This window comes from Tessaracoccus yangjingae (assembly GCF_054483935.1).
In genome coordinates, this window is sequence record NZ_CM137014.1 from 2,214,876 (window position 1) to 2,232,160 (window position 17,285).

21 protein-coding genes are annotated in these 17,285 nt (G+C 70.0%); 14 read left to right on the plus strand and 7 right to left on the minus strand.

Translation table 11 applies throughout. The features are described from left to right. Window positions 1-6 precede the first annotated feature (6 nt). Together ACX1D3_RS09810 and ACX1D3_RS09815 are read right to left on the minus strand one after the other, a co-directional pair. Entirely contained in the window at window positions 7-195 is a 189-nt protein-coding gene (locus ACX1D3_RS09810; protein ID WP_458993703.1) for a helix-turn-helix transcriptional regulator, read from the minus strand. A 43-nt stretch (window positions 196-238) separates the two neighbouring features. Further along, window positions 239-1,822 carry an SDR family NAD(P)-dependent oxidoreductase gene (locus ACX1D3_RS09815; protein ID WP_458993704.1) on the minus strand — a complete coding sequence of 528 codons (1,584 nt, stop codon included), beginning with the start codon at window positions 1,820-1,822 and terminating at the stop codon, window positions 239-241. 79 nt (window positions 1,823-1,901) lie between these two features. On the opposite strand from ACX1D3_RS09815, the gene ACX1D3_RS09820 reads away from it, so the two are divergent. Both ACX1D3_RS09820 and ACX1D3_RS09825 read left to right on the plus strand, forming a co-directional pair. Next, window positions 1,902-2,048: a hypothetical protein gene (locus tag ACX1D3_RS09820; protein ID WP_458993705.1), complete on the plus strand. Its 147-nt coding sequence runs from the start codon at window positions 1,902-1,904 to the stop codon at window positions 2,046-2,048. 41 nt (window positions 2,049-2,089) lie between these two features. After that, window positions 2,090-2,671 carry a hypothetical protein gene (locus ACX1D3_RS09825; RefSeq protein ID WP_458993706.1) on the plus strand — a complete coding sequence of 194 codons (582 nt, stop codon included), beginning with the start codon at window positions 2,090-2,092 and terminating at the stop codon, window positions 2,669-2,671. Between the two features lie 32 nt (window positions 2,672-2,703). Here the strand turns inward: ACX1D3_RS09825 and ACX1D3_RS09830 are convergent, their stop codons facing one another. Beyond that, complete coding sequence (locus ACX1D3_RS09830) at window positions 2,704-5,658, minus strand: DUF5107 domain-containing protein (protein ID WP_458993707.1); 2,955 nt, start codon at window positions 5,656-5,658, stop codon at window positions 2,704-2,706. A 163-nt stretch (window positions 5,659-5,821) separates the two neighbouring features. On the opposite strand from ACX1D3_RS09830, the gene ACX1D3_RS09835 reads away from it, so the two are divergent. The 5 genes from ACX1D3_RS09835 (at window position 5,822) to ACX1D3_RS09855 (ending at window position 9,394) form a co-directional block, all read left to right on the plus strand. Further along, the gene (locus ACX1D3_RS09835; protein WP_458993708.1) at window positions 5,822-6,709 is read left to right on the plus strand and encodes a helix-turn-helix domain-containing protein; all 888 of its coding nucleotides are present in this window, start codon (window positions 5,822-5,824) and stop codon (window positions 6,707-6,709) included. Window positions 6,710-6,866: 157 nt separating this feature from the next. Then, on the plus strand, window positions 6,867-7,193 hold the full coding sequence (locus tag ACX1D3_RS09840; protein ID WP_458993709.1) for an AAA family ATPase: 327 nt from the start codon (window positions 6,867-6,869) through the stop codon (window positions 7,191-7,193). A 118-nt stretch (window positions 7,194-7,311) separates the two neighbouring features. Next, window positions 7,312-7,911, plus strand: coding sequence for a 3'-5' exonuclease (locus ACX1D3_RS09845; RefSeq protein ID WP_458993710.1), 600 nt, complete (start codon window positions 7,312-7,314; stop codon window positions 7,909-7,911). A 612-nt stretch (window positions 7,912-8,523) separates the two neighbouring features. Continuing rightward, window positions 8,524-9,084 carry a hypothetical protein gene (locus ACX1D3_RS09850; RefSeq protein ID WP_458993711.1) on the plus strand — a complete coding sequence of 187 codons (561 nt, stop codon included), beginning with the start codon at window positions 8,524-8,526 and terminating at the stop codon, window positions 9,082-9,084. 103 nt (window positions 9,085-9,187) lie between these two features. After that, window positions 9,188-9,394 (plus strand): antitoxin MazE family protein, encoded by a 207-nt coding sequence (locus ACX1D3_RS09855; RefSeq protein WP_458993712.1) that lies wholly within the window; start codon window positions 9,188-9,190, stop codon window positions 9,392-9,394. 18 nt (window positions 9,395-9,412) lie between these two features. On the opposite strand, the gene ACX1D3_RS09860 is transcribed toward ACX1D3_RS09855, so the two are convergent. Together ACX1D3_RS09860 and ACX1D3_RS09865 are read right to left on the minus strand one after the other, a co-directional pair. Beyond that, entirely contained in the window at window positions 9,413-10,018 is a 606-nt protein-coding gene (locus tag ACX1D3_RS09860) for an SOUL family heme-binding protein (protein WP_458993713.1), read from the minus strand. A gap of 168 nt (window positions 10,019-10,186) precedes the next feature. Beyond that, entirely contained in the window at window positions 10,187-10,579 is a 393-nt protein-coding gene (locus ACX1D3_RS09865; protein ID WP_458993714.1) for a hypothetical protein, read from the minus strand. Between the two features lie 179 nt (window positions 10,580-10,758). Here ACX1D3_RS09865 and ACX1D3_RS09870 point away from each other — a divergent pair, with 179 nt between their 5' ends. The 4 genes from ACX1D3_RS09870 to ACX1D3_RS09885 all read left to right on the plus strand — a co-directional run bounded on the left by ACX1D3_RS09870 (window position 10,759) and on the right by ACX1D3_RS09885 (window position 13,773). Beyond that, entirely contained in the window at window positions 10,759-11,358 is a 600-nt protein-coding gene (locus tag ACX1D3_RS09870) for a malonic semialdehyde reductase (RefSeq protein WP_458993715.1), read from the plus strand. 126 nt (window positions 11,359-11,484) lie between these two features. Then, entirely contained in the window at window positions 11,485-11,889 is a 405-nt protein-coding gene (locus ACX1D3_RS09875) for a hypothetical protein (protein ID WP_458993716.1), read from the plus strand. 195 nt (window positions 11,890-12,084) lie between these two features. Next, the gene (locus ACX1D3_RS09880) at window positions 12,085-13,077 is read left to right on the plus strand and encodes an SDR family NAD(P)-dependent oxidoreductase (protein ID WP_458993717.1); all 993 of its coding nucleotides are present in this window, start codon (window positions 12,085-12,087) and stop codon (window positions 13,075-13,077) included. A 45-nt stretch (window positions 13,078-13,122) separates the two neighbouring features. Next, window positions 13,123-13,773, plus strand: coding sequence for a GNAT family N-acetyltransferase (locus tag ACX1D3_RS09885; RefSeq protein ID WP_458993718.1), 651 nt, complete (start codon window positions 13,123-13,125; stop codon window positions 13,771-13,773). A gap of 48 nt (window positions 13,774-13,821) precedes the next feature. Here ACX1D3_RS09885 and ACX1D3_RS09890 read toward each other — a convergent pair whose 3' ends face one another. Then, the gene (locus ACX1D3_RS09890) at window positions 13,822-14,409 is read right to left on the minus strand and encodes a DUF1294 domain-containing protein (protein WP_458993719.1); all 588 of its coding nucleotides are present in this window, start codon (window positions 14,407-14,409) and stop codon (window positions 13,822-13,824) included. A gap of 302 nt (window positions 14,410-14,711) precedes the next feature. On the opposite strand from ACX1D3_RS09890, the gene ACX1D3_RS09895 reads away from it, so the two are divergent. Continuing rightward, entirely contained in the window at window positions 14,712-15,350 is a 639-nt protein-coding gene (locus tag ACX1D3_RS09895; protein ID WP_458993720.1) for a dihydrofolate reductase family protein, read from the plus strand. Here ACX1D3_RS09895 and ACX1D3_RS09900 read toward each other — a convergent pair. After that, on the minus strand, window positions 15,297-16,022 hold the full coding sequence (locus ACX1D3_RS09900; protein ID WP_458993721.1) for a hypothetical protein: 726 nt from the start codon (window positions 16,020-16,022) through the stop codon (window positions 15,297-15,299). The two genes, ACX1D3_RS09895 and ACX1D3_RS09900, sit on opposite strands and share 54 nt — an antisense overlap. A gap of 149 nt (window positions 16,023-16,171) precedes the next feature. Between ACX1D3_RS09900 and ACX1D3_RS09905 the strand changes: the two genes are divergently transcribed. After that, complete coding sequence (locus ACX1D3_RS09905) at window positions 16,172-16,834, plus strand: LON peptidase substrate-binding domain-containing protein (RefSeq protein WP_458993722.1); 663 nt, start codon at window positions 16,172-16,174, stop codon at window positions 16,832-16,834. After that, complete coding sequence (locus ACX1D3_RS09910; RefSeq protein WP_458993723.1) at window positions 16,831-17,247, plus strand: SRPBCC family protein; 417 nt, start codon at window positions 16,831-16,833, stop codon at window positions 17,245-17,247. Before ACX1D3_RS09905 ends, ACX1D3_RS09910 begins: the two co-directional genes overlap by 4 nt. Window positions 17,248-17,285: the final 38 nt, after the last annotated feature.

A 17,285-nucleotide genomic window follows, 5' to 3' on the forward strand; every position in this document is an offset into this window, starting at 1 on the left:
GCAAATTCAGACAGCCTGAAGCGGTTCGATCCGGTCGAGGGTGTTGCCGAGGTGGTCCTTCTCGACCTCGAGGTCGAAGCGGGTCTGGCGGTTGAGCCAGAACCTGTCGGTGGTGCCGAAGTAGCGAACCAGCCGCAGCGCTGTGTCGGCGGTGGCCCGTTGTCCGACTGACCTCGCACGGTGAGACGCGCACATGGGTCGCCGGGCCGCTGGCGGCGTCGTCGCCCGGAGGCATGACCTACCAACGTGAGGGCGCGTAGTCCTTCAGGAAGACGCCGAACAGGTCATCGCCGGCCTGCCCGCGAACGATCGGGTCGTAGACCCGAGCGGCTCCGTCGACCAGATCCAAGGGCGCATGGAACCCCTCCTCGGCCAGCCGAACCTTCGTGGGGTGCGGGCGCTCGTCGGTGATCCAGCCGGTATCGACGCTGGTCATGAGGATGCCGTCGGACTCGAACATCTCCCGAGCGCTCGTCCGGGTCAGCATGTTGACCGCAGCCTTCGCCATGTTGGTGTGCGGATGGCCGGGACCCTTGTAGCCGCGCTCAAAGACCCCCTCCATCGCTGACACATTCACCACGTACGCCCGGGCCGGACCCCTCGCCACGCCTCTCGCCGCCTCGGCCAGGCGCAGCCGCAGGCGGCTGATGAGGATGAATGGCGCCGTCTCGTTGCAGAGCTGCACCTCGAGCATCTCGAGCGAGTCAACCTCACCGACGCCCTGGACCCAGCTGTTCGAGTCGTGAAGGTCGGGAACGAGCCCTCCCGCATCGATCGCCGAGCCGTCGGCCAGACGCGCCAGCGACGAGGAGCCCGGAGCCAAAGCCATGTCTGTCAGGCGCTGGGCGTGGCGGGCCGCGACCTCGGCATCCGCGTGAGTGGCGGCCGAGCCGGTGACCGCGGCGTCCGCAGCGGCGAGCAGCGGGTGCGCCTTGACCGACTCGGCCAGCGCCAGAGGATGCAGGTCTCGTGCGTGCCCGAACGTCAGGAGCTCTGGGCCTTGGCCTTCGGGCCACAGCCCATCAGGGATCGGGATCGACTCGGCGTCGACGAGGGGCGCGTACGCACCAGGCGAGCGTCGTACGGTCTGCGCCGCGTTGTTGATCAGGATGTCCAGCGGGCCCCGGGCAGCCACCGCATCGGCCAATGCGATGACCTGGGACGGATCACGCAGGTCGATGCCGACCACATGCAGTCGATGCAGCCAGTCGGCGGTGTCAGGCATCGCCGCGAAGCGTCGCACCGCGTCACGCGGGAACCGGGTGGTGATCGTGGTGTGGGCCCCATCGCGCAGCAGGCGGAGCGCGATGTGCATGCCGATCTTGGCCCGGCCGCCGGTCAGTAGTGCCCGCTTGCCCGTCAGGTCCGTCCGCGCCGCGCGTTTGGCGTGACTCATGGCCGCACACTCGGGGCAGAGCTGGTGGTAGAACGCGTCCACCACTGTGTAGCGCTGCTTGCAGATGTAGCAGGGCCGGGCCTTCATGAGCGTCCCGGCCGTCGGCGCCTCGACGCCTGACGTGAGCGCCAGCCCCCGCGTCTCGTCATCGATGCGGTCGGGTGCCCCCGTGGCTGTGCCGGCGACGATGGCCTTGTCGTTGTCCTGGATCGCCGCGCGCCTGACGCCCCGGCGGTGGCGCTTGACCGACTTGAACATCCTGCTGGTCGCCCGTCGGACGGCCACGAAGTCGGGGTGGGCCTCGTCGAGCTCGTGGATGGTGCCCAGGACCCGCAGAGTCGCGGCCAGGTCGTCTGCGTCGACTCCGCGGCCGACAGCAGCCGAGGCGGGTGCTGGAGTGGGCTCGGGCGCTGATGGATTCGACACGGCGCTCAGCGTACTCAGGGCTCGGCCGCGGGCATTTCACGGCCCGCATGGTCGCCTCCTGGAGAAGACGGCCTGGCCGGTGACGCGCATCGCCGCGGCGTCTGGCTTCACCAGCGTCGTGAGGTTCAGGCAGAACTTCACCGCCACCTACGCCACCACGCCGACCGCCTATCGCCTATCGCCAGCGATTCTCAGCTTCCTCGACGTGACGCTCTTCCGGCCGTGAAAACCACCTAGCATCGCAGCATCAGAAGGAAACGAGGTGCGATGAAAGTGGTGGACCGGGCAGCCGCGCGCTTGGCGCATCTGGTGCGGGGCTGGATGGTCCTGGTGGCATTGGTGCTGTTCGCTGTGTTCATCGCGACGGTGCTCCCCGCCCAGGCTGAGGCTGCGGGGTTCTACACGGTCCGCCACCCAGCCCCGGACACATCCGTGTGGTACGCCCCGGACGACCTGTACGCAGCGGCCGAGGCGTGGGGACGAGAGGGCCGAGCCGCCTACGTCGACGCGCGCATCACGTTCGATGTCATCTGGCCGCTGGTGTACGGGGCGTTCCTGGTGACGGCGCTCGCGTGGGTCTGGGCGCGAGGGACAGCTCTTGGGAGTCGGTGGCGAGGGGTGGCCCTGCTGCCTGTCGTTGCGGTGGCGCTGGACTACGCCGAGAACATCTGCGCCGCGACGGTGATGGCACGGTATCCGGCTCGGACGCCGGTGCTCGCGGAGCTGGCGCCGCTCTTCACAGCCGGGAAGTGGCTCGTCCTATCGGCGAGCTTCATCCTGCTGGTGGTGGGCGTGATCGTCGCCCTCGCTGCGCGCGGGCGCGGTTCGCGCCCGCGCAGCTCCGGCTAAGGCCGTCAGAACCACGATGGGTGATCGGCTGACTACTCACGCGCAAACAGGAGCATCGTCGGGTGGCTGGTGGCGAAGTATTCGGTCACGCCATCGTCGCGGACTGGGGCCGGGGGCGCGTACTCGGCTCGGTCCTCCCCGAGGTTGGCCGGCGGGTCGGCAGGTTCCGACCCAAGCGCTTCATGAACCGCGTCCCAGGCCGCCAGGGCCTTGCCCTCGCCGCCCTCCCAAGGATGGAACTGACGGGTGGTGAGGATCTCCATGGCGCGCTTGGCCTGGCCATCGGAGACGAGCAGCATCACGTACTCGATCGTGAAGTCGTCGCGCCTCAGCACGAGCTCCTCGACGTCCCGCAGCCGGGAGAGTCGTTCGGCGGGTGTCTGTCCCAGCCGGGTGGCCAGCTGGTCCTGCTCGTAGCGGATGCGGGCGTCGGTGGGGGCGGAGGCGACCGCTTCCTCGTAGCGTTGCCAGGCCATGCGATCGTCACGGGCGACGTTGTAGCTGGCCAGGCCGGCATTGCGCAGCAGCACCGGGTGGGTGAAGCCGAGCGCGATCGCGGCGTCCCACAGCTCCATGGCCTCGGTCCTGCGGTGGTTGTGGTAGTGGAGCATGCCGAGCAGGAATCTCGCGACGGGGTCGGACTCGTCCGCGGCGACGGCTCGTACCAGCGCGTCGTGGGCGTCCAGTCCGTGGGGGAAGGCCCGGTCGAGGTCGGCACTGCGGGCTTGGGATCGGCGTGCGGCGGCGTCGTCGTCGCGGCCCACGTCCTCGAGCACCGCGGCGGCAACGTAGTGCGCGAGCGGGCGGAAGTTGCCCTGTGCGGTGATCGGCGCGGCGACGGCGTCGTCGAGGACGGCAAGGGCTTCGCTCAGGGACCCGGCGTGGATGAGGTCCCACGCCACGTCCAGCAGGATGCCGGCATCGTTCGGATGCCTTGGTCTGGAGAGCACGCGGAGCATGGCGTCCAACGGGTCGATCCGGAGCCCCTCCTCCAGCAGCTTGCTGGCCGTACCGTCGTCCCCGAGCCGCCGCAGGATGATGGCGCGCAGGGCGGTCCGCCGCGGGTCGTGGCCGACGACGCCGTCGAGGGTATCGAGGACCCGCAGGCTCGCGCGGTTGTGCCCCTGCTTCGCCAGCAACTGCGCCAGCTCGAACCCCGCCCCCGGCGCCCAGCGGGCGTCCCAGCCGGCCTTGCCGAGGTGTCGCGCGGCCTCCTCCTCGCGGCCCATCCGGCGCAGGGTGAGACCGGCCAGGTAGTAGGCCTCGGTGTCGGTGGGGTTGGTGTTGCGCCTGGTCAGCCTCTCGATCGCGGTGGTGGCATGGGTCAGCGCTGACTCGTACCGCCCGATCCGGTACTCGTGCTCGGCGAGCGCCAGGTTGGAGCGGATGTCGCCCGGGTCCCTGCGCAGCGCCTCGCGCCAGTAGGTCAGGGGTGAGCGGGTGGGGTGGCGGTACTGGTGCAGGTGCCGCCCGGTGAGGTAGAGCTCCTCCGTCGTCTCGATGGCATCGGGTGCGGGTGGCTCCTGGGCCACCCAGGGCTCTCCCTTGTCCTCCACCAAGATGGGCGTCCATCGCACGAGGAGGCGGCCGTCCGCATCCTGCAGTTCCGCGGCCAGGTTACCGCGGCCGGCGGCCTCCTCCGCGACGGACTCGGCGAGACCAGGAGCCATGTCGACGGTCCGCTCGGCGACAACGGCGCCGTCGCGGAGGAGTCGCAGCCGCGCGCCCGGCTGGGGCGAGGTGACGGCGAACCTCGCCTCGGCGGCGGCGTCGCGGGCGACGTTGACTGCGGCATCAGGAGTCGCCTGATGGGCGGGCCCCATCTCCGGGATGGGGTACCAGTGTTGGGAGAACACCTTGGTCTCACCCGGCATCAGCCAGGCGAAGTCGGGCTGGTTGTCGGTGTAGACGCCGGCCATGAGCTCGATGTACGGGCCGTCAGCGTCGGTCAGCTGGGCGTCCCAGGCGTGGCCGAAGGGGGCGTCGCCCCACGTCCACATCTTCTTGCCCGGAGAGAGGCGCCGCTCCGCCCAGTGCACGAAGCCGGCGCCCCGGGTGTGGTCGTAGCCGCCGAAGAAGTCCTGCTCGGAGTCGACGACCATGTACGACGTCGGCACGGGGATGTTGTGATAGAAGTCGATCCGGTTGGTCCCAGGGTTCTCTCGGCCGCGTTTGGCGTAGTCCACGCCGTAGTAGTCCCGGTCGGCCTCGGGGAAGGCGGTGATGGCGCGTCGGGCATGGTCCGCGACGTAGCGCACGTCCTCCGGGAAGAAGGATTGGTACTCGTCCCCCACGTAGGCGGCGACGTTGGCCCACCACAGGAACGTCTGGCGCGTGCTCGTGCGGTTGTGCAGGCGGACCCGGACCTCCACGACGGAGCTGTCCGGCCTCAGCCGCACGCCGTGGTGGGCCGACATCCGTTCGAACGGCTCGTGGTCGTGGCACCATGCGGTGACCGAGCCGTCGTCGTCGTGCTCGATGGTGAACTCGGTGGGCAGGTAGGTTCCGGGCCGGTGGTGCTGGGGCCAGTTGAACTCGACTCCGCCGCTGATCCACGGGCCCCCGAGGCCCACCAGGGCCGGCTTGATCACGTTGTTGCGGTAGAAGAAGTCGTAGCCGGTGGTCTTGTCGTACCCGATGTGGAGGCGGCCACCCAGTTCGGGGAGCACCACCAGCCGGACGTAGGCGTTCTCGAGGTGGACCGCCTGCCACTGCCTCTCGACGCCGTCGTCGGCGACCTGGTCGGTGAACGGCAGCGGGTAGACCTTGCCGCTGGAGCCCTGGTAGACGCGGTGGTCGAAGTACATCGGGTGGACGCTCGGCGTCCCGGCCTCGTACGTCAGGATGGTCAGCGGTTCACTCCAGGCGACGGCGTTGCCGGCCGCGAGGACCGGGCGCAGGTCGGCCGGGGCGTCCGGCAGCGTGATCGTGCTCGGGCTGCCGGGCTCGGTCGAGGCCGCGCTGGTCGCGCGCTGGGTGGTGGGCATGGGGATCTCTCCTGAGTTCTTGATAGCTGCTTAGGGGTGTCGTCGACGAATCGCGAGATGCTCAGTCAACCCCGGACGGGAACTTGTTCCGCGTTCTACATTGAGCATGTGACGATGCTATGCACGGCTGCACCCCTTGTATATCTAGAGATTATCGAAGAACATGGATGATCCGCTGATCGGTCGTCGGCTCGTGTGGGACGGCTTTCCGGGCGAGAGGCTGCGGGTACTGGCCAGGCCGGTGAGGCAGGCGGCGCTGGTGTCACCCATCACTGGTCGGCTGCTCGTGACGGATGTCGGCTACTTCCCACACGCCTTGGCGCACGGAAGGAGCCGCCCCAGGGGGAGCGCAGATGCCATCGTGATCCTGGCTGTTGCCGGCTGTGGCTACCTCCGCGCGGGCGAGGACGAGTGGCGTGTGGAGTCGGGACAGGCCGCTGTCATCAGCCCGAACACCCCGCACGTGTACTGGGCCGACGCCAGGGATCCGTGGACCATCTGGTGGATACACATCGACGGGACGGCAGTTGCCGAGCTCATGGACGCGATTGTGACTGGCGACGATGCCGCAGTGTTTCCCGTGCGCGACCTCGTCAAGGCGTCGGAACTCATCGACGAGATCCTGACCAAGTACGAGGAGGAGGAGAGTTCAGCAACGATCACCGCCGGTGGCGGGATTGCGTGGCATCTGCTGACCCAGCTCGCAGCCCAGCGTCTGGGCGGCCATCCGGATCACGTCGATCGCATCGACCTCCTGCGCACCTACATCCGCGACAATCTGACATCGACGATCCGCGTGGAAGAGCTCGCCTCGCTCGTGAACCTGAGTCCCTCCCACACCGCCTCGATCTTCCGCTCCGCCGTCGGCACCAGCATCACGGACTACATCAAGCACCAGCGGTCCGCGAGGGCACGGGAACTCTTGATGACCACCAGCTACTCCGTCACGCAGATCGGCCGGCTGGTCGGCTACAGCGACCCTCTGTACTTCTCGCGGCAATTCACCAGCGTGAACGGCGTGTCACCGCGGGCGTTCCGGGCCTCTCGCTGATCGATCCAGACCTACTCAGCCTGTATGGCGATGGTGGTCAGCCTCGTGACGAGTCGCCGCATCGTGGGGATCCCGCGGCAGATGAACCGTCCATGAGTCAGGCGGCCGAGCGGACCGCGACAAGGTCGGCGTAGCCGCCGTGTGCCACGCTTGCGGCGTGTCTCTGCTCACCTCCGCTCAGCCACTGCAGGCCTGCCCGCGCCGCGTGCTGGTCGCGGGCACCTCCGGGTCCGGCAAGACGACGTTGGCGTCCCGCATCGCAGGTCAGCAGGGCATCCCTCACGTGGAGATCGACGCGCTGTCACGGCCCGAACTGGGTGCCGAGGGAGTCGTTTCTGGCCGACGTGTCGGCGCTGGCGGCGGGGAGGAGTGGGTGACCGAGTGGCAGCGCGGCAGCACGACCTCTCTGCTAATCCAGGTTGACGCTATTGAGTTCGTGTCCAGCGGGGATGCCTGCTGGCATCTCGCTGATTGGCCAACCTGAGCGTCAATTCGATTGGGCGGTGGGCGTAGGGGACCGCGCTTGGCCGACGCCGCCGACGCGCGGCCTCCACAATCAAGAGCATCGACGCCCTCGCGGGGGGTGGTGCGGGACCCGGGCCGTGGGGCGGTCTCGGGGGCTGAAGCTCAACTACCGCACCACGGCGCAGAACCTGGCGTGGGCCGTCGGGGTGTTGACCGGGCAGGAGGTCGTCGGCTCCGACGGCGAGGCCGAGTCCATGGCCGGCTACCTGTCCGCCCGGACGGGGCCCCGGCCGGTGGTGCGGTCGTTCCCGACGCTGACGGCGGAGCTGGACTTCGCGGCGGACCTGGTCGGGTCCTGGGTGGGCAGCGGTGAGGTGGCGCCTGAGACGGTCGCGGTGCTGGTGCGCGACCGGGTGACCCTGACCGCGTCGTCGCAGGGCTGGGGGAGGGGCGTCGAGGTGCGGGCGCTGGAGACGGGCTCGGTGAAGCCCGGCTACCCGGTGGTGTTGACGATGCACCGGGCGAAGGGGACGGAGTTCGCGCGGGTGCTGCTGTTCGGGTTGAGCAAGGACTCGATGCCGATGGGGCTGAAGGCCTACGACTACGACGACGAGGAGCTGAGCGAGGCGCAGCTGCGGGAGAGGTCGCTGCTGTGCGTGGCGGCGTCGAGGGCGCGCGACGAGCTGGTGGTCACCTACAGCGGCACGCCGTCGTCGCTGCTACCCACCCCCGCTTGAGCGGTGCTGCCACGAGTCCCAGCGCTGGTGTTGGACTGGGTCACAGCCGGATCTGTCGATGGTCGGTCGTTCAAGATCGCAAGGACAAGATGCTCACGTTTGCTGAGTTCGAGCCCTCGCGTTTGCAGTGATCACGGTCACGCTCAGGGGGTGGAACACGCGGTGCCACTGTGGGCGCGTCTCCGCGGTAGGGGGTTCGGCACGTGGGGGTGGCGGGCATCCCTGCCGCGGAAGGGCGCCGGTAGTGGCGGTGACCTGCCACCGTGCTGAGCGTGGAGGGCGGCGGTGGGGGACCGTCTCCGCGCTGGGGTGGCCCAGCGTCTGAGGGCTCCTGACCGCGGCGACACTCGCCTCTCCGGCGATGGTGTTGAGTGGCAGGTCTGGTCTCGTAGTCGGCACCAGAACTGCCACGCGACCACGCGACCCGTCGCCAACCAAGGCGCAGCCCATCGTGCCCGCTGAGATGCCGCACGAGGCTGGCCTTAACCCGGGCCTTCTATGGATCGAGCGTTCCAGCCCGCCCCCGATGGGCCGGTGCGCAGATCTGCCGACTGGAAGGTCGGCGTGGGGCGTTTCGACGGGCGGTGAAGCCCAGACTCATACTCTGTGTCCATGGTGACCTTGGGTGGTTGGCTCATGCTTCTGGGCTCGGTTGTCTTCTTCGTCGGCGCGGCCTATGGCGTCCCGCGGGTCTTCACGGTGCGGGAGCCCGACGAGCGCCTCGCATTGCTGCAGGCCGGGGCCGACGCGTGGAGGAGGGCGCAGTGGCTCTACGCCGCGGGCCCGTTGCTCGCTGCGATGGGCGTGGTGGTCCTGGGGACAGCCTGGTCCGGGGAGGACCGGCTGCTCGCCGGTGGCGCCGGAATCGCCATGCTCGTGGGTGCGGTGTTGTGGAGCGTCAGTTGCGCGCGTCGCGGCCGTCGGATCGAGGAGTTCGCACGTGGAGAGCTGCCGGCCTCGTCGTGGCTCGGCTATGTGTGGCTGACGCTGGCCGGCCTGGCACTACTCGGTGTGGCGTGTCTCGGCTTCGCGACGTGGGTCGGGGTGGTCGTGTTGATCGCAGCTGTGGCCTTCGTGGCGCTGTTCGTAGTCACTCGTGACATTCCGCCGTTCGTCTTCTACGTCGTACTCACGATCGTCGGAATCTGGGTCATCGCAGCACAGCCGCAGTAGTTGCACGGCGTCACAATTGGCGCTGAGGCGGGGTCGTGGCGTCGGCACGCACTACACGCCACACACCGTTCGCCCGAGCCCACGTTGCACGTAACCTCGGCTCATGAGTGTCAGGGACAGGGTGAGGCAGCACCGCCATCGCATGCGTGCGCGCGGCTACCGTCCCGTGCAGGTATGGGTGCCCGACGTGCGAACTGAACAGTTCGCACGTGAAGCGCGGCGGCAGGCCGCCCTCGTCGCGCAGTTCGACCGCCAAGGCGATGACCAGGAGTTCGTCGAGGCCATCTCGGTGGACCGGGATGAGGAGTGAAGCGCGGAGAGCTGTGGATCAACTTCGTGGTCCCATAGGGTCCCGAGCCTCGTCAATGTAGCGCGGGGGCCACGAGACGGGCAGCACCACCTCGTTGCGACGGCGGAACCACGGTGTCCAGGGAGGGTCGAAGCGGGCGAACCGAGGCACCCCGCAGGCCTCCAGGCCGGCCTGATCGACGGCGGCGCGGAGCTCGGCCAACTGCTTCCGGTAGATATGCTCCGTCCAGCGTCCGGTGAAGCCCTTGACCGCGGCCACCTGCTCAGGGACCTGCCGCACCTTCACGCGGGGGTCCGACGGTGTGGGCAGCGTCTCCAGCGAGTACTCGGCCGGCATCACGAAGGCCACCACGTGCCGGTCTGCTGCGCCGGACTGCTGGACGACGGGCGCGGTCATCTTGATCCTGGCCGACGCCTGCTCCTGCACCACCGGTGCCGTCATGGCGACCTTGCCCTGCGCGCTGTTGCGGCCCGAGATGAAGGCCACCAGCGTCCCGAACGCCTGATTCCCGGCGCCCGTGAACGAGCCGTCCACCTCCACCTCGGCCACCAGGTGCTCCGGGTAGCGGCGCACCTCGAAGCGCGGGAAGCGCCGGAGGACCTCGTACGGTTGCTGCTCCGTCATGCCACCAGAGTGTCACCACTGGGCCGACGGGCCACGGCGAACGCAAGCATCCGGTCCGTGGGACATCGCAAGTGCTCGTGTGGAGTCACCCAGCGGTGCGATAGGCCACGGACGGCTAGGCGCGCGCCTCGTCGTCAACCTCGTCGCCCGTCCTGGGTGGTGCGCGGACTACGACGGCAAGGAGCAGGCGATCCCCGACATCGGCCCTTCGAGGCCGCGGGTCGAGACCGCCGATACGGCGTAGCAGCGCTCCGTCGAGGCGTCGGCTCCGGAGGGCCAGGGCCAGTAGTCGGGGGCGTCGACGATCCCCAGCTTGCCCGGCACCAGAAGCCCCAGCGCGTCGGCGGTGATCACGGCCAAGAGGTAGAACTGCCCGGTGGTCTTGCGCCGGTAGACCCGGTAGTGGGCCACGGATGCCGGGGCGGCCAGCGGATCCCAGGTGATCTGGACCTCCGCGCTGCCACCTCCAGGTGTCGCGGTGAGGCCCGAGGGGGCTGTCGGCGGTGGGCAGCACCACGGGCGACGGACGATCTGGCTGATCTGAGTCCTGAGTCCAGGCATGGGAGAGCCTCTCTGTCGACGGGGCTGCAGCCGCCGGGGACACGGCCACCGCAGACCCTGGTTTCACGCTAGCCGTACTCAGCGCCGGCGGTGAGGAACAGCGGGGAAGCCTGGGGGTCGTAGGGCCCTGCCCAGGTGATATAGTGCAATAGTCAACTACTTGGAGGATTGCCCGCACCATGACACTGACCGCCCCCGTCGACTACATCTCCGCCGACCGCATCTTCACCGACATGCACACCGCGTACCGGTTCACCTCCGAGCCGGTGACCGACGAGGAGTTGGCCCGGGTCTACGAGCTGGCGAAGTACACGCCCACGGCGCTGAACAGCCAGCCGCTGCGGGTGACCTTCGTGCGGACGCCGGATGCCAAGGAGCGGTTGCTTCCGCTGATCGCGGAGGGGAATCGGGCCAAGTCTGCGTCGGCGTCGGTCGTGGCGATCCTCGCCGCGGACACCGACTTCCACGAGCACCTGCCGGTCGTGGCGCCGCAGCACGCGGGCGCCCGGGAGCGGTTCGCCGCGAACGCGGACCAGCGTCACTCCATGGCCGTGAACAACGCCTGGCTCCAGGCCGGCGGCTTCATTCTCGCCGTGCGGGCGGCCGGCCTCGACGCGGGGCCAATGGGCGGTGTGGACCTCGCCGGCATCGATCGGGAGTTCTTCGCAGGGTCGTCGATGCGCACGATCATGGTGGTCAACATCGGCCACGCCGCCGAGGACGGCATCTACCCGCGCAACCCTCGCCTGGCCTTCGACCAGGCGGTCGCCCTGGCCTGAGGTCTGGGCGCCCCCACTGACAATGTCGGGGACTGAGTGGCAGGTCTGGTGTCGTAGTCGGCACCAGACGTGCACATTTATCCGCTCTCGGACGCATGATGAGTTCAGGAAGGGGATGAGGCAGCCGTGATGTACCTGTGGGCGCTTCTCATCAGTGCTGCGGCCGGCTGCGCCGCGGCAGTGGCGGCGCTGGTTGTGGGGGAGGGGCTGCGCCGTCGGGGAAGCACGGCCGGCTGGATGCGCTGGGCAGGGCTGGGAACCGGGGTGCTCGGGGCCCTGTTCCTGATTGTGGGCTTCGCCTCTCCCCGGTTGAGGGGACGCACTCCTCCGCCGGGCGCCGCCGAGTTCACACCCATCCCCTTCACCGACCCGGTCGTGCTGTCGTGCGGCCTCGGCGCGTTCGCCCTGCTGGTGGGCGCGTACCTGATCGCCAGAGGCGATCGGACGTGGGCGGCACGTGTGGGGCTCGGAGCGGGCGCGGTGGTGATGGCGGTCTGGCTGTTCTACCTCATCGGCCGCTTCGTGACGTAGAGCCGGTCCGCGGCAGTTCTGGTCGCTCCCTCGCGACGCTAGTCAAGCCGCGATGATGATGCCCTGCGAGGTGACTGCAGGCGTCCATCTTGGCGAGGGGTGGACCGGCGCCCCCTGTAGCGTCCTGTCCGGGTCGGAGCCCCGACCCCGCGCCGCTGCCGTGTGGCGCGACCGTGCTTGGACGAGGAGCCGCCCATGCCTACACGTTTCAGGGAGCCGGCCACCGCGTGCCGCGCCGTCGGCCATGATCACCGGCTCGCGGACCTCACCGGCAGGATCGCCGTGGTCACCGGCGGGGCGTCGGGGATCGGCTACTTCACCGCTGAGGGGCTCGCGTCCTTGGGGGCCCGAGTCGTGATCGCGGGTCGCAATGCGGAACGGGCGCGGGCCGCGCGGCGCGCGATCGAGGCCGAGGTCCCCGGGGCCTCGGTCTCCTTCCAACCCCTTGATCTGGCAGACCTCGCGTCGGTCGCTGCCGCCGCGGAGGCCATGGCCGGCCTGCCGTCGCTAGACGTGTTCGTGGCCAACGCCGGTGCCATCGGCTACCCCGACCACGTGAAGCCGGCCGCCGAGCGGGGCGTGCGCAGGCAGACGACGGCGGACGGCCACGAGCTGTTCTGGGGCACCAACTTCCTCGGCCACTACGCCCTGACGGCGGCGTTGCTGCCCCTGGTGCGTGCCTCGGGGGGACGGTGCGTGTTCGTCGGCAGCATCGGAGACCGCGGCGCGCCACTGCCCGCGGACGCGGTGCCCCCCCCAGGCCTGCGGGCCTCCGACCTCGCCAAGTACGGCCAATCCAAGCTGGCCACCGCCACCCTGATGGGCGAACTCGCCCGTCGGCTCGCGCGACACGGCGACGGAGTGGCGTCGCTGGGGGCTCACCCGGGGACGGCCGTCGACTTCCTGTCCCCGCCCCGCGACGGTGTGGCCATCAACCAGCCCGACGTCGCGCGCATCATGCGGGCCCCGGTGCGGCTCTTCACCCACGGCAAGCACGAGGGCGCCCGGCCGGTGCTCACCGCTGCCGCGTGTCCGGGGGCCGGCAACGGCGAGTGCTGGGGGCCGCGCTGGCTGACCAGGGGGAGGCCGGCGCGCGCCCGCTCGCACCCCGCGACGCGGGACGCCGCGGCCGCCGCCCGGCTGATGGACGCCGCAGCCGACCTGACCGGTCTGCGGCTGGAGCGGTGAGCGCGTTCGTCGCGGATGAGCCGCGGTGTTCGCCACACTGGGCGCATGACTCGTCTCTCGCTGGAGCAGATCTGGCCGCCCTACGCGCTTCGGATCACGGCCGGTGACCTGACCCTGGCCGTGGTCCGCGAGGGTGACCTGCCTGAGCTCGTCGAACTGGTCCTGGACGGGATCCACGATCCGGCCCAGATGCCGTTCCTCTACCCGTGGACCGACGCGGCGGCGGGCGAACTGCCCGCCAACTACGTGCGCTACTTCGGCCGCACCGTCGCCGGTCAGACACCCGGGGCCGTCAACCTTCAGCTGGTGGTCCGACGGGCGGGTGAGGTGGTCGGGATCCAGGCGGTGGAGGGGGAGAGCTTCTCCGTCACCCGGACCCTGGAGACGGGGTCGTGGCTGGCCCGCCGCTTCCACGGCCACGGGATCGGCACGCGGATGCGCCGGGCCGTGTGCGCGTTCGCCTTCGACCACCTCGGGGCCGAACGCATCACGTCGTCGGCCTTCCTCGACAACCCGGCCTCCCTGGCGGTCAGCCGCAAGGTGGGTTACCTGCCCAATGGGCGGCAGTGGGTGTCGCGGCGGGGGGAGGCGGCCGAGCAGCAACGGCTGCTGCTCACGCCCGGCACGTTCGTCCGTGGTGACCCCGTCCAGGTCAACGGCTCCGCCGAGCTCCGGGCGTTCCTCGGCGTCGCCTGAGGCTCCGGCTCGTCGTCGGATCCCGGACGAGGCTGGGCGAGGGCGCAGTCAGAACGGCAGGGGCTGAGCAACCGCCAACCAGGCGATCAGGCCGCAGTTCGCGACGACCGTGAGCCAGTACGCCGTCCTGAACGGCTGCTTGCGCGTCTTGTGCCGCAGCGTGTGCCGCGCGATCAGGGCGCCGGGCCAGCCGCCGATCAGGGACACGAGGTGAAGGGTGGACTCCGGGACCCGTCGCTCACCGCGAACGGCCGCCGCCTTGTCGGATCGGTACATGACGTACGCGACGACGCTCATCACAAGCAGCACTCCCGGCACCGCCAGGGGGAGCACCTCCACGGCCGCGAGAACGCCCACTAGCCCGACGGACGCCGTCGCCACGATAACGGCCGCGACCGTTCCCTGTGGAAGCACACGACGGCGCCTATCCTGACCCGCGTACTGGACGTCGGCGGCGCGCGGGCGTCCCCGTTCGTCGGCGTCGGGACGGTAGGTGACCGTGGATCCGACGGTGGGGCGGGTCCCGGAGGGAAGCGCGCTCACATGGACGAAGGCTGCCTGACCTCCGGATGCGGGAGTGATGAAGCCGAAGCCGCGTTCGTCGTTCCAGCGTGTGATCGTCCCCTGTTGACGCATCAGCTTCCTCCCGTGTGGCGAGCGCCCCCGCGCCCGCCGTGGGTCAGGATATCGGGAGGGGTGGTGCTTGCCTGGCCGTCGCCACGCCTCTCGGGCGCTCACGCCTGCCTTATCGTTCTCCGCCTGCCCTGGAGGGCAGGCGCACCGCGGGAAGGCAGGCGCCCCGAGAGCGCCTGCGCTATAGAGCAGGCGTCCGTGACCAAGACAGGCGTCGAGACGGAAGGCAGGCGCGAAAGCGACGACGGGGTGTGGCCCACGGGTAGAGTTCGGGTCCCCACGGGGCGATCACCACTGGAGGCGCGATGTCCCGCACGCGAGTGCACAACCTGTCCATCTCCCTGGACGGCTTCGCCACCGGCGAGCCGCAGTCGCAGGAGGCGCCCTTCGGCCACGCGGGGCAGAGGCTGCACACGTGGATGATGGCCACGCGGTTCTGGGACCCATCGGGCAGCGCCGGGGTGGACGACGCCTTCGCGCAGCGCCACAGCGTGGGCATCGGAGCCGAGATCATGGGCGCCAACAAGTTCGGCCCTCCGGGCTGGCACGACGATCCGAACTGGACGGGCTGGTGGGGCCCCAATCCGCCGTTCCACACGCCGACGTTCGTGCTCACCCACCGGCCGCGGCCGCCGATGGTGATGGACGGCGGCACCACGTTCCATTTTCTCGACGCCAGCCCCGCTGTTGCGCTGCAGACCGCACGCGAAGCGGCCCACGGTCTGGACGTGCGCATCGGCGGGGGACCCACCGTCGTGCGCGACTTCCTCGCTGCCGGGCTGATCGATCACATGCACCTGGTTCAGGTGCCCATCGTCCTCGGCCGCGGCGTCCGCCTCTGGGACGGGCTGGAGGGGATCGAGGAGTCCTTCGACGTCGAGGCCGTCTCCTCACCCAGCGGCGTCACGCACCTGACCTTCTCGCGCCGACGCGAGGCGGAGTAGCCTCCGGCCCGCGACGACGCAGAACACGCTCCACGGGACGAGTGACGCCAGGGCGAAAACCATCCCGACGGTGCCGAACGGCGACGGGACGAGCATGAGCACGCCTGAGACCAGCGCCCACCAGGCGGCCGAGGGCGGGAAGTCGGCGGACCGCCGAAGCGCCCAGACCAGGACGAACAGCACGGCCGCGCCGAGCCAGTAGTAGGTGAGGAACGCGGTCCCCTTCCAGCCGGCGAGCAGCGCCTCTCCGGCCGCCTCAAGCACGACCCTTTCTTCGGCGCCTGCTGTCGAATGTGCCCCGGCGAGCACGAGCATCTCGGCTGCCGGGTTGGAGGCCAGGTACGCGGCCATCTGGAGCGTGCCCAGCCCGACGATTCCTGCAGCGGCGGAACGCGAGACCGGGAGGAGCGCCGCACCCAGACCCAGATAGAACAGCCACACCAGGATGTTGTTGACGACGTAGAGCGCGTCCATGGACACCAGGCCCAGCACCGGGTTGGCGACCATGAGCGCGAACACCTCGCCGACGGTGTGCACCGGCGGCCAGAGGGCGAACAGGGCCACCTGCACGACGATGAGGCCGACCGATCCCAGCGCTGCGACGCCGCCCCAGATCAGCACCCCGCGCCAAGGGTGGGCCACCGGACCCGGCTGCTGCTGTGACGACGACATTCGGACCCCCGCGACCCGTAACAGTTGGCGGCAGGCGCCGCCGACACCCGCACTCTACGAGGTGGCGTGTCTGCGCCGAGGTGGGCACCCGTCGAATCGATCTCGCGCATGGGCCGCGTCCCGGGGCGGTGTCGGGCAGGATCGACGTCATGACCGGCGCCACGCGTGAGCTCGCGATGTTTCCCCTCGGTTCTGTGCTGGTTCCGGGGATGCCGTTGCAGCTGCGGGTCTTCGAGCCGCGCTACGTGGCCATGCTGTCGTCTCTACTCGCCGGGACCGAGCGCGAGTTCGGGGTGGTGCTGATCGAGCGGGGCTCCGAGGTGGGCGGCGGCGACGTGAGGTTCGACGTCGGGACGGTGGCGCGCATCGTGTCGGTCGAAGTGGCCCAGGATTCCATCCACCTGCTCGCCAACGGCACCAGCCGGTTCGAGGTGGTGCGCTGGCTGCAGGACGACCCGTTCCCGCGGGCAGAGGTGCGCGAGCTCGCCGCCGTCGAGTTCGACGAGTCCACCCGGGCGCAGCTCGCCGAGGCCGAGGCCGTGGTGCGGGCGACCCTCGCCAGGGCGAGCGAGTTCGTCGAGCTCCCCTGGCCGGCCGACGTGGAGCTGTCGCCCAAGCTGGGCGAGCGGATCTGGCAGGTGGCAGGCATCGCGCCGCTCAGCTCGATGGACCACTACGCGCTGCTGTGCTCGACAACGGCCTCCGGGCTGCTGGCACGGCTCGTCGACGACACGCAGGGGGCCGAAATCGTCCTCACCGCCGGATGGGGGTCCGGGGACGACGACGGCGGGGGAGCCGAGGGGACGGGGTGACCTCCCTCCTCCGCGGCACGCTCCGCCTGAGGGCGCGCGGCCCCCTGCCGGTGGACGAGGTGTGGCAGCGATACACCCAACCCGCGTGGTGGCCCCGGTGGGCGCCCCATCTCCGCGAGGTGGACTACCCGGCGCCGGTCGTGACGCCGGGGACGACGGGGCGGGTCAGGGGCGTGGGCGGTGTGGTTGCGCACTTCCGCATCGACGCCGTCGACGAGGCCGCGCGCACCTGGTCCTGGAGCGTGACCAGCGGCCCGCTGCGGCTGTCCTTCGAGCACGGGGTGGACGCGGCCCCGCCCGGCTCGGGCGAGGTGAGCTCGGCGTGGCTCGTGGTGCACGCGGCGTGGCCGGTGGCGCTCGGCTACGCCCCCATCGCCCGTCACGCGCTGCGCAGGCTCGTCACCTCGGGCTGAGGTGTGCCGTCAGGTGACGGGTGCGCGCAGGCGCCCGG

Coding starts and splice junctions, on each gene's coding strand:
- ACX1D3_RS09810 (WP_458993703.1), bottom strand. CDS start 195: ATGTGCGCGTCTCACCGTGCGAGGTCAGTCGGACAACGGGCCACCGCC.
- ACX1D3_RS09825 (WP_458993706.1), top strand. CDS start 2,090: ATGAAAGTGGTGGACCGGGCAGCCGCGCGCTTGGCGCATCTGGTGCGG.
- ACX1D3_RS09830 (WP_458993707.1), bottom strand. CDS start 5,658: ATGCCCACCACCCAGCGCGCGACCAGCGCGGCCTCGACCGAGCCCGGC.
- ACX1D3_RS09835 (WP_458993708.1), top strand. CDS start 5,822: ATGGATGATCCGCTGATCGGTCGTCGGCTCGTGTGGGACGGCTTTCCG.
- ACX1D3_RS09850 (WP_458993711.1), top strand. CDS start 8,524: ATGGTGACCTTGGGTGGTTGGCTCATGCTTCTGGGCTCGGTTGTCTTC.
- ACX1D3_RS09855 (WP_458993712.1), top strand. CDS start 9,188: ATGAGTGTCAGGGACAGGGTGAGGCAGCACCGCCATCGCATGCGTGCG.
- ACX1D3_RS09860 (WP_458993713.1), bottom strand. CDS start 10,018: ATGACGGAGCAGCAACCGTACGAGGTCCTCCGGCGCTTCCCGCGCTTC.
- ACX1D3_RS09865 (WP_458993714.1), bottom strand. CDS start 10,579: ATGCCTGGACTCAGGACTCAGATCAGCCAGATCGTCCGTCGCCCGTGG.
- ACX1D3_RS09870 (WP_458993715.1), top strand. CDS start 10,759: ATGACACTGACCGCCCCCGTCGACTACATCTCCGCCGACCGCATCTTC.
- ACX1D3_RS09880 (WP_458993717.1), top strand. CDS start 12,085: ATGCCTACACGTTTCAGGGAGCCGGCCACCGCGTGCCGCGCCGTCGGC.
- ACX1D3_RS09885 (WP_458993718.1), top strand. CDS start 13,123: ATGACTCGTCTCTCGCTGGAGCAGATCTGGCCGCCCTACGCGCTTCGG.
- ACX1D3_RS09890 (WP_458993719.1), bottom strand. CDS start 14,409: ATGCGTCAACAGGGGACGATCACACGCTGGAACGACGAACGCGGCTTC.
- ACX1D3_RS09895 (WP_458993720.1), top strand. CDS start 14,712: ATGTCCCGCACGCGAGTGCACAACCTGTCCATCTCCCTGGACGGCTTC.
- ACX1D3_RS09900 (WP_458993721.1), bottom strand. CDS start 16,022: ATGTCGTCGTCACAGCAGCAGCCGGGTCCGGTGGCCCACCCTTGGCGC.
- ACX1D3_RS09905 (WP_458993722.1), top strand. CDS start 16,172: ATGACCGGCGCCACGCGTGAGCTCGCGATGTTTCCCCTCGGTTCTGTG.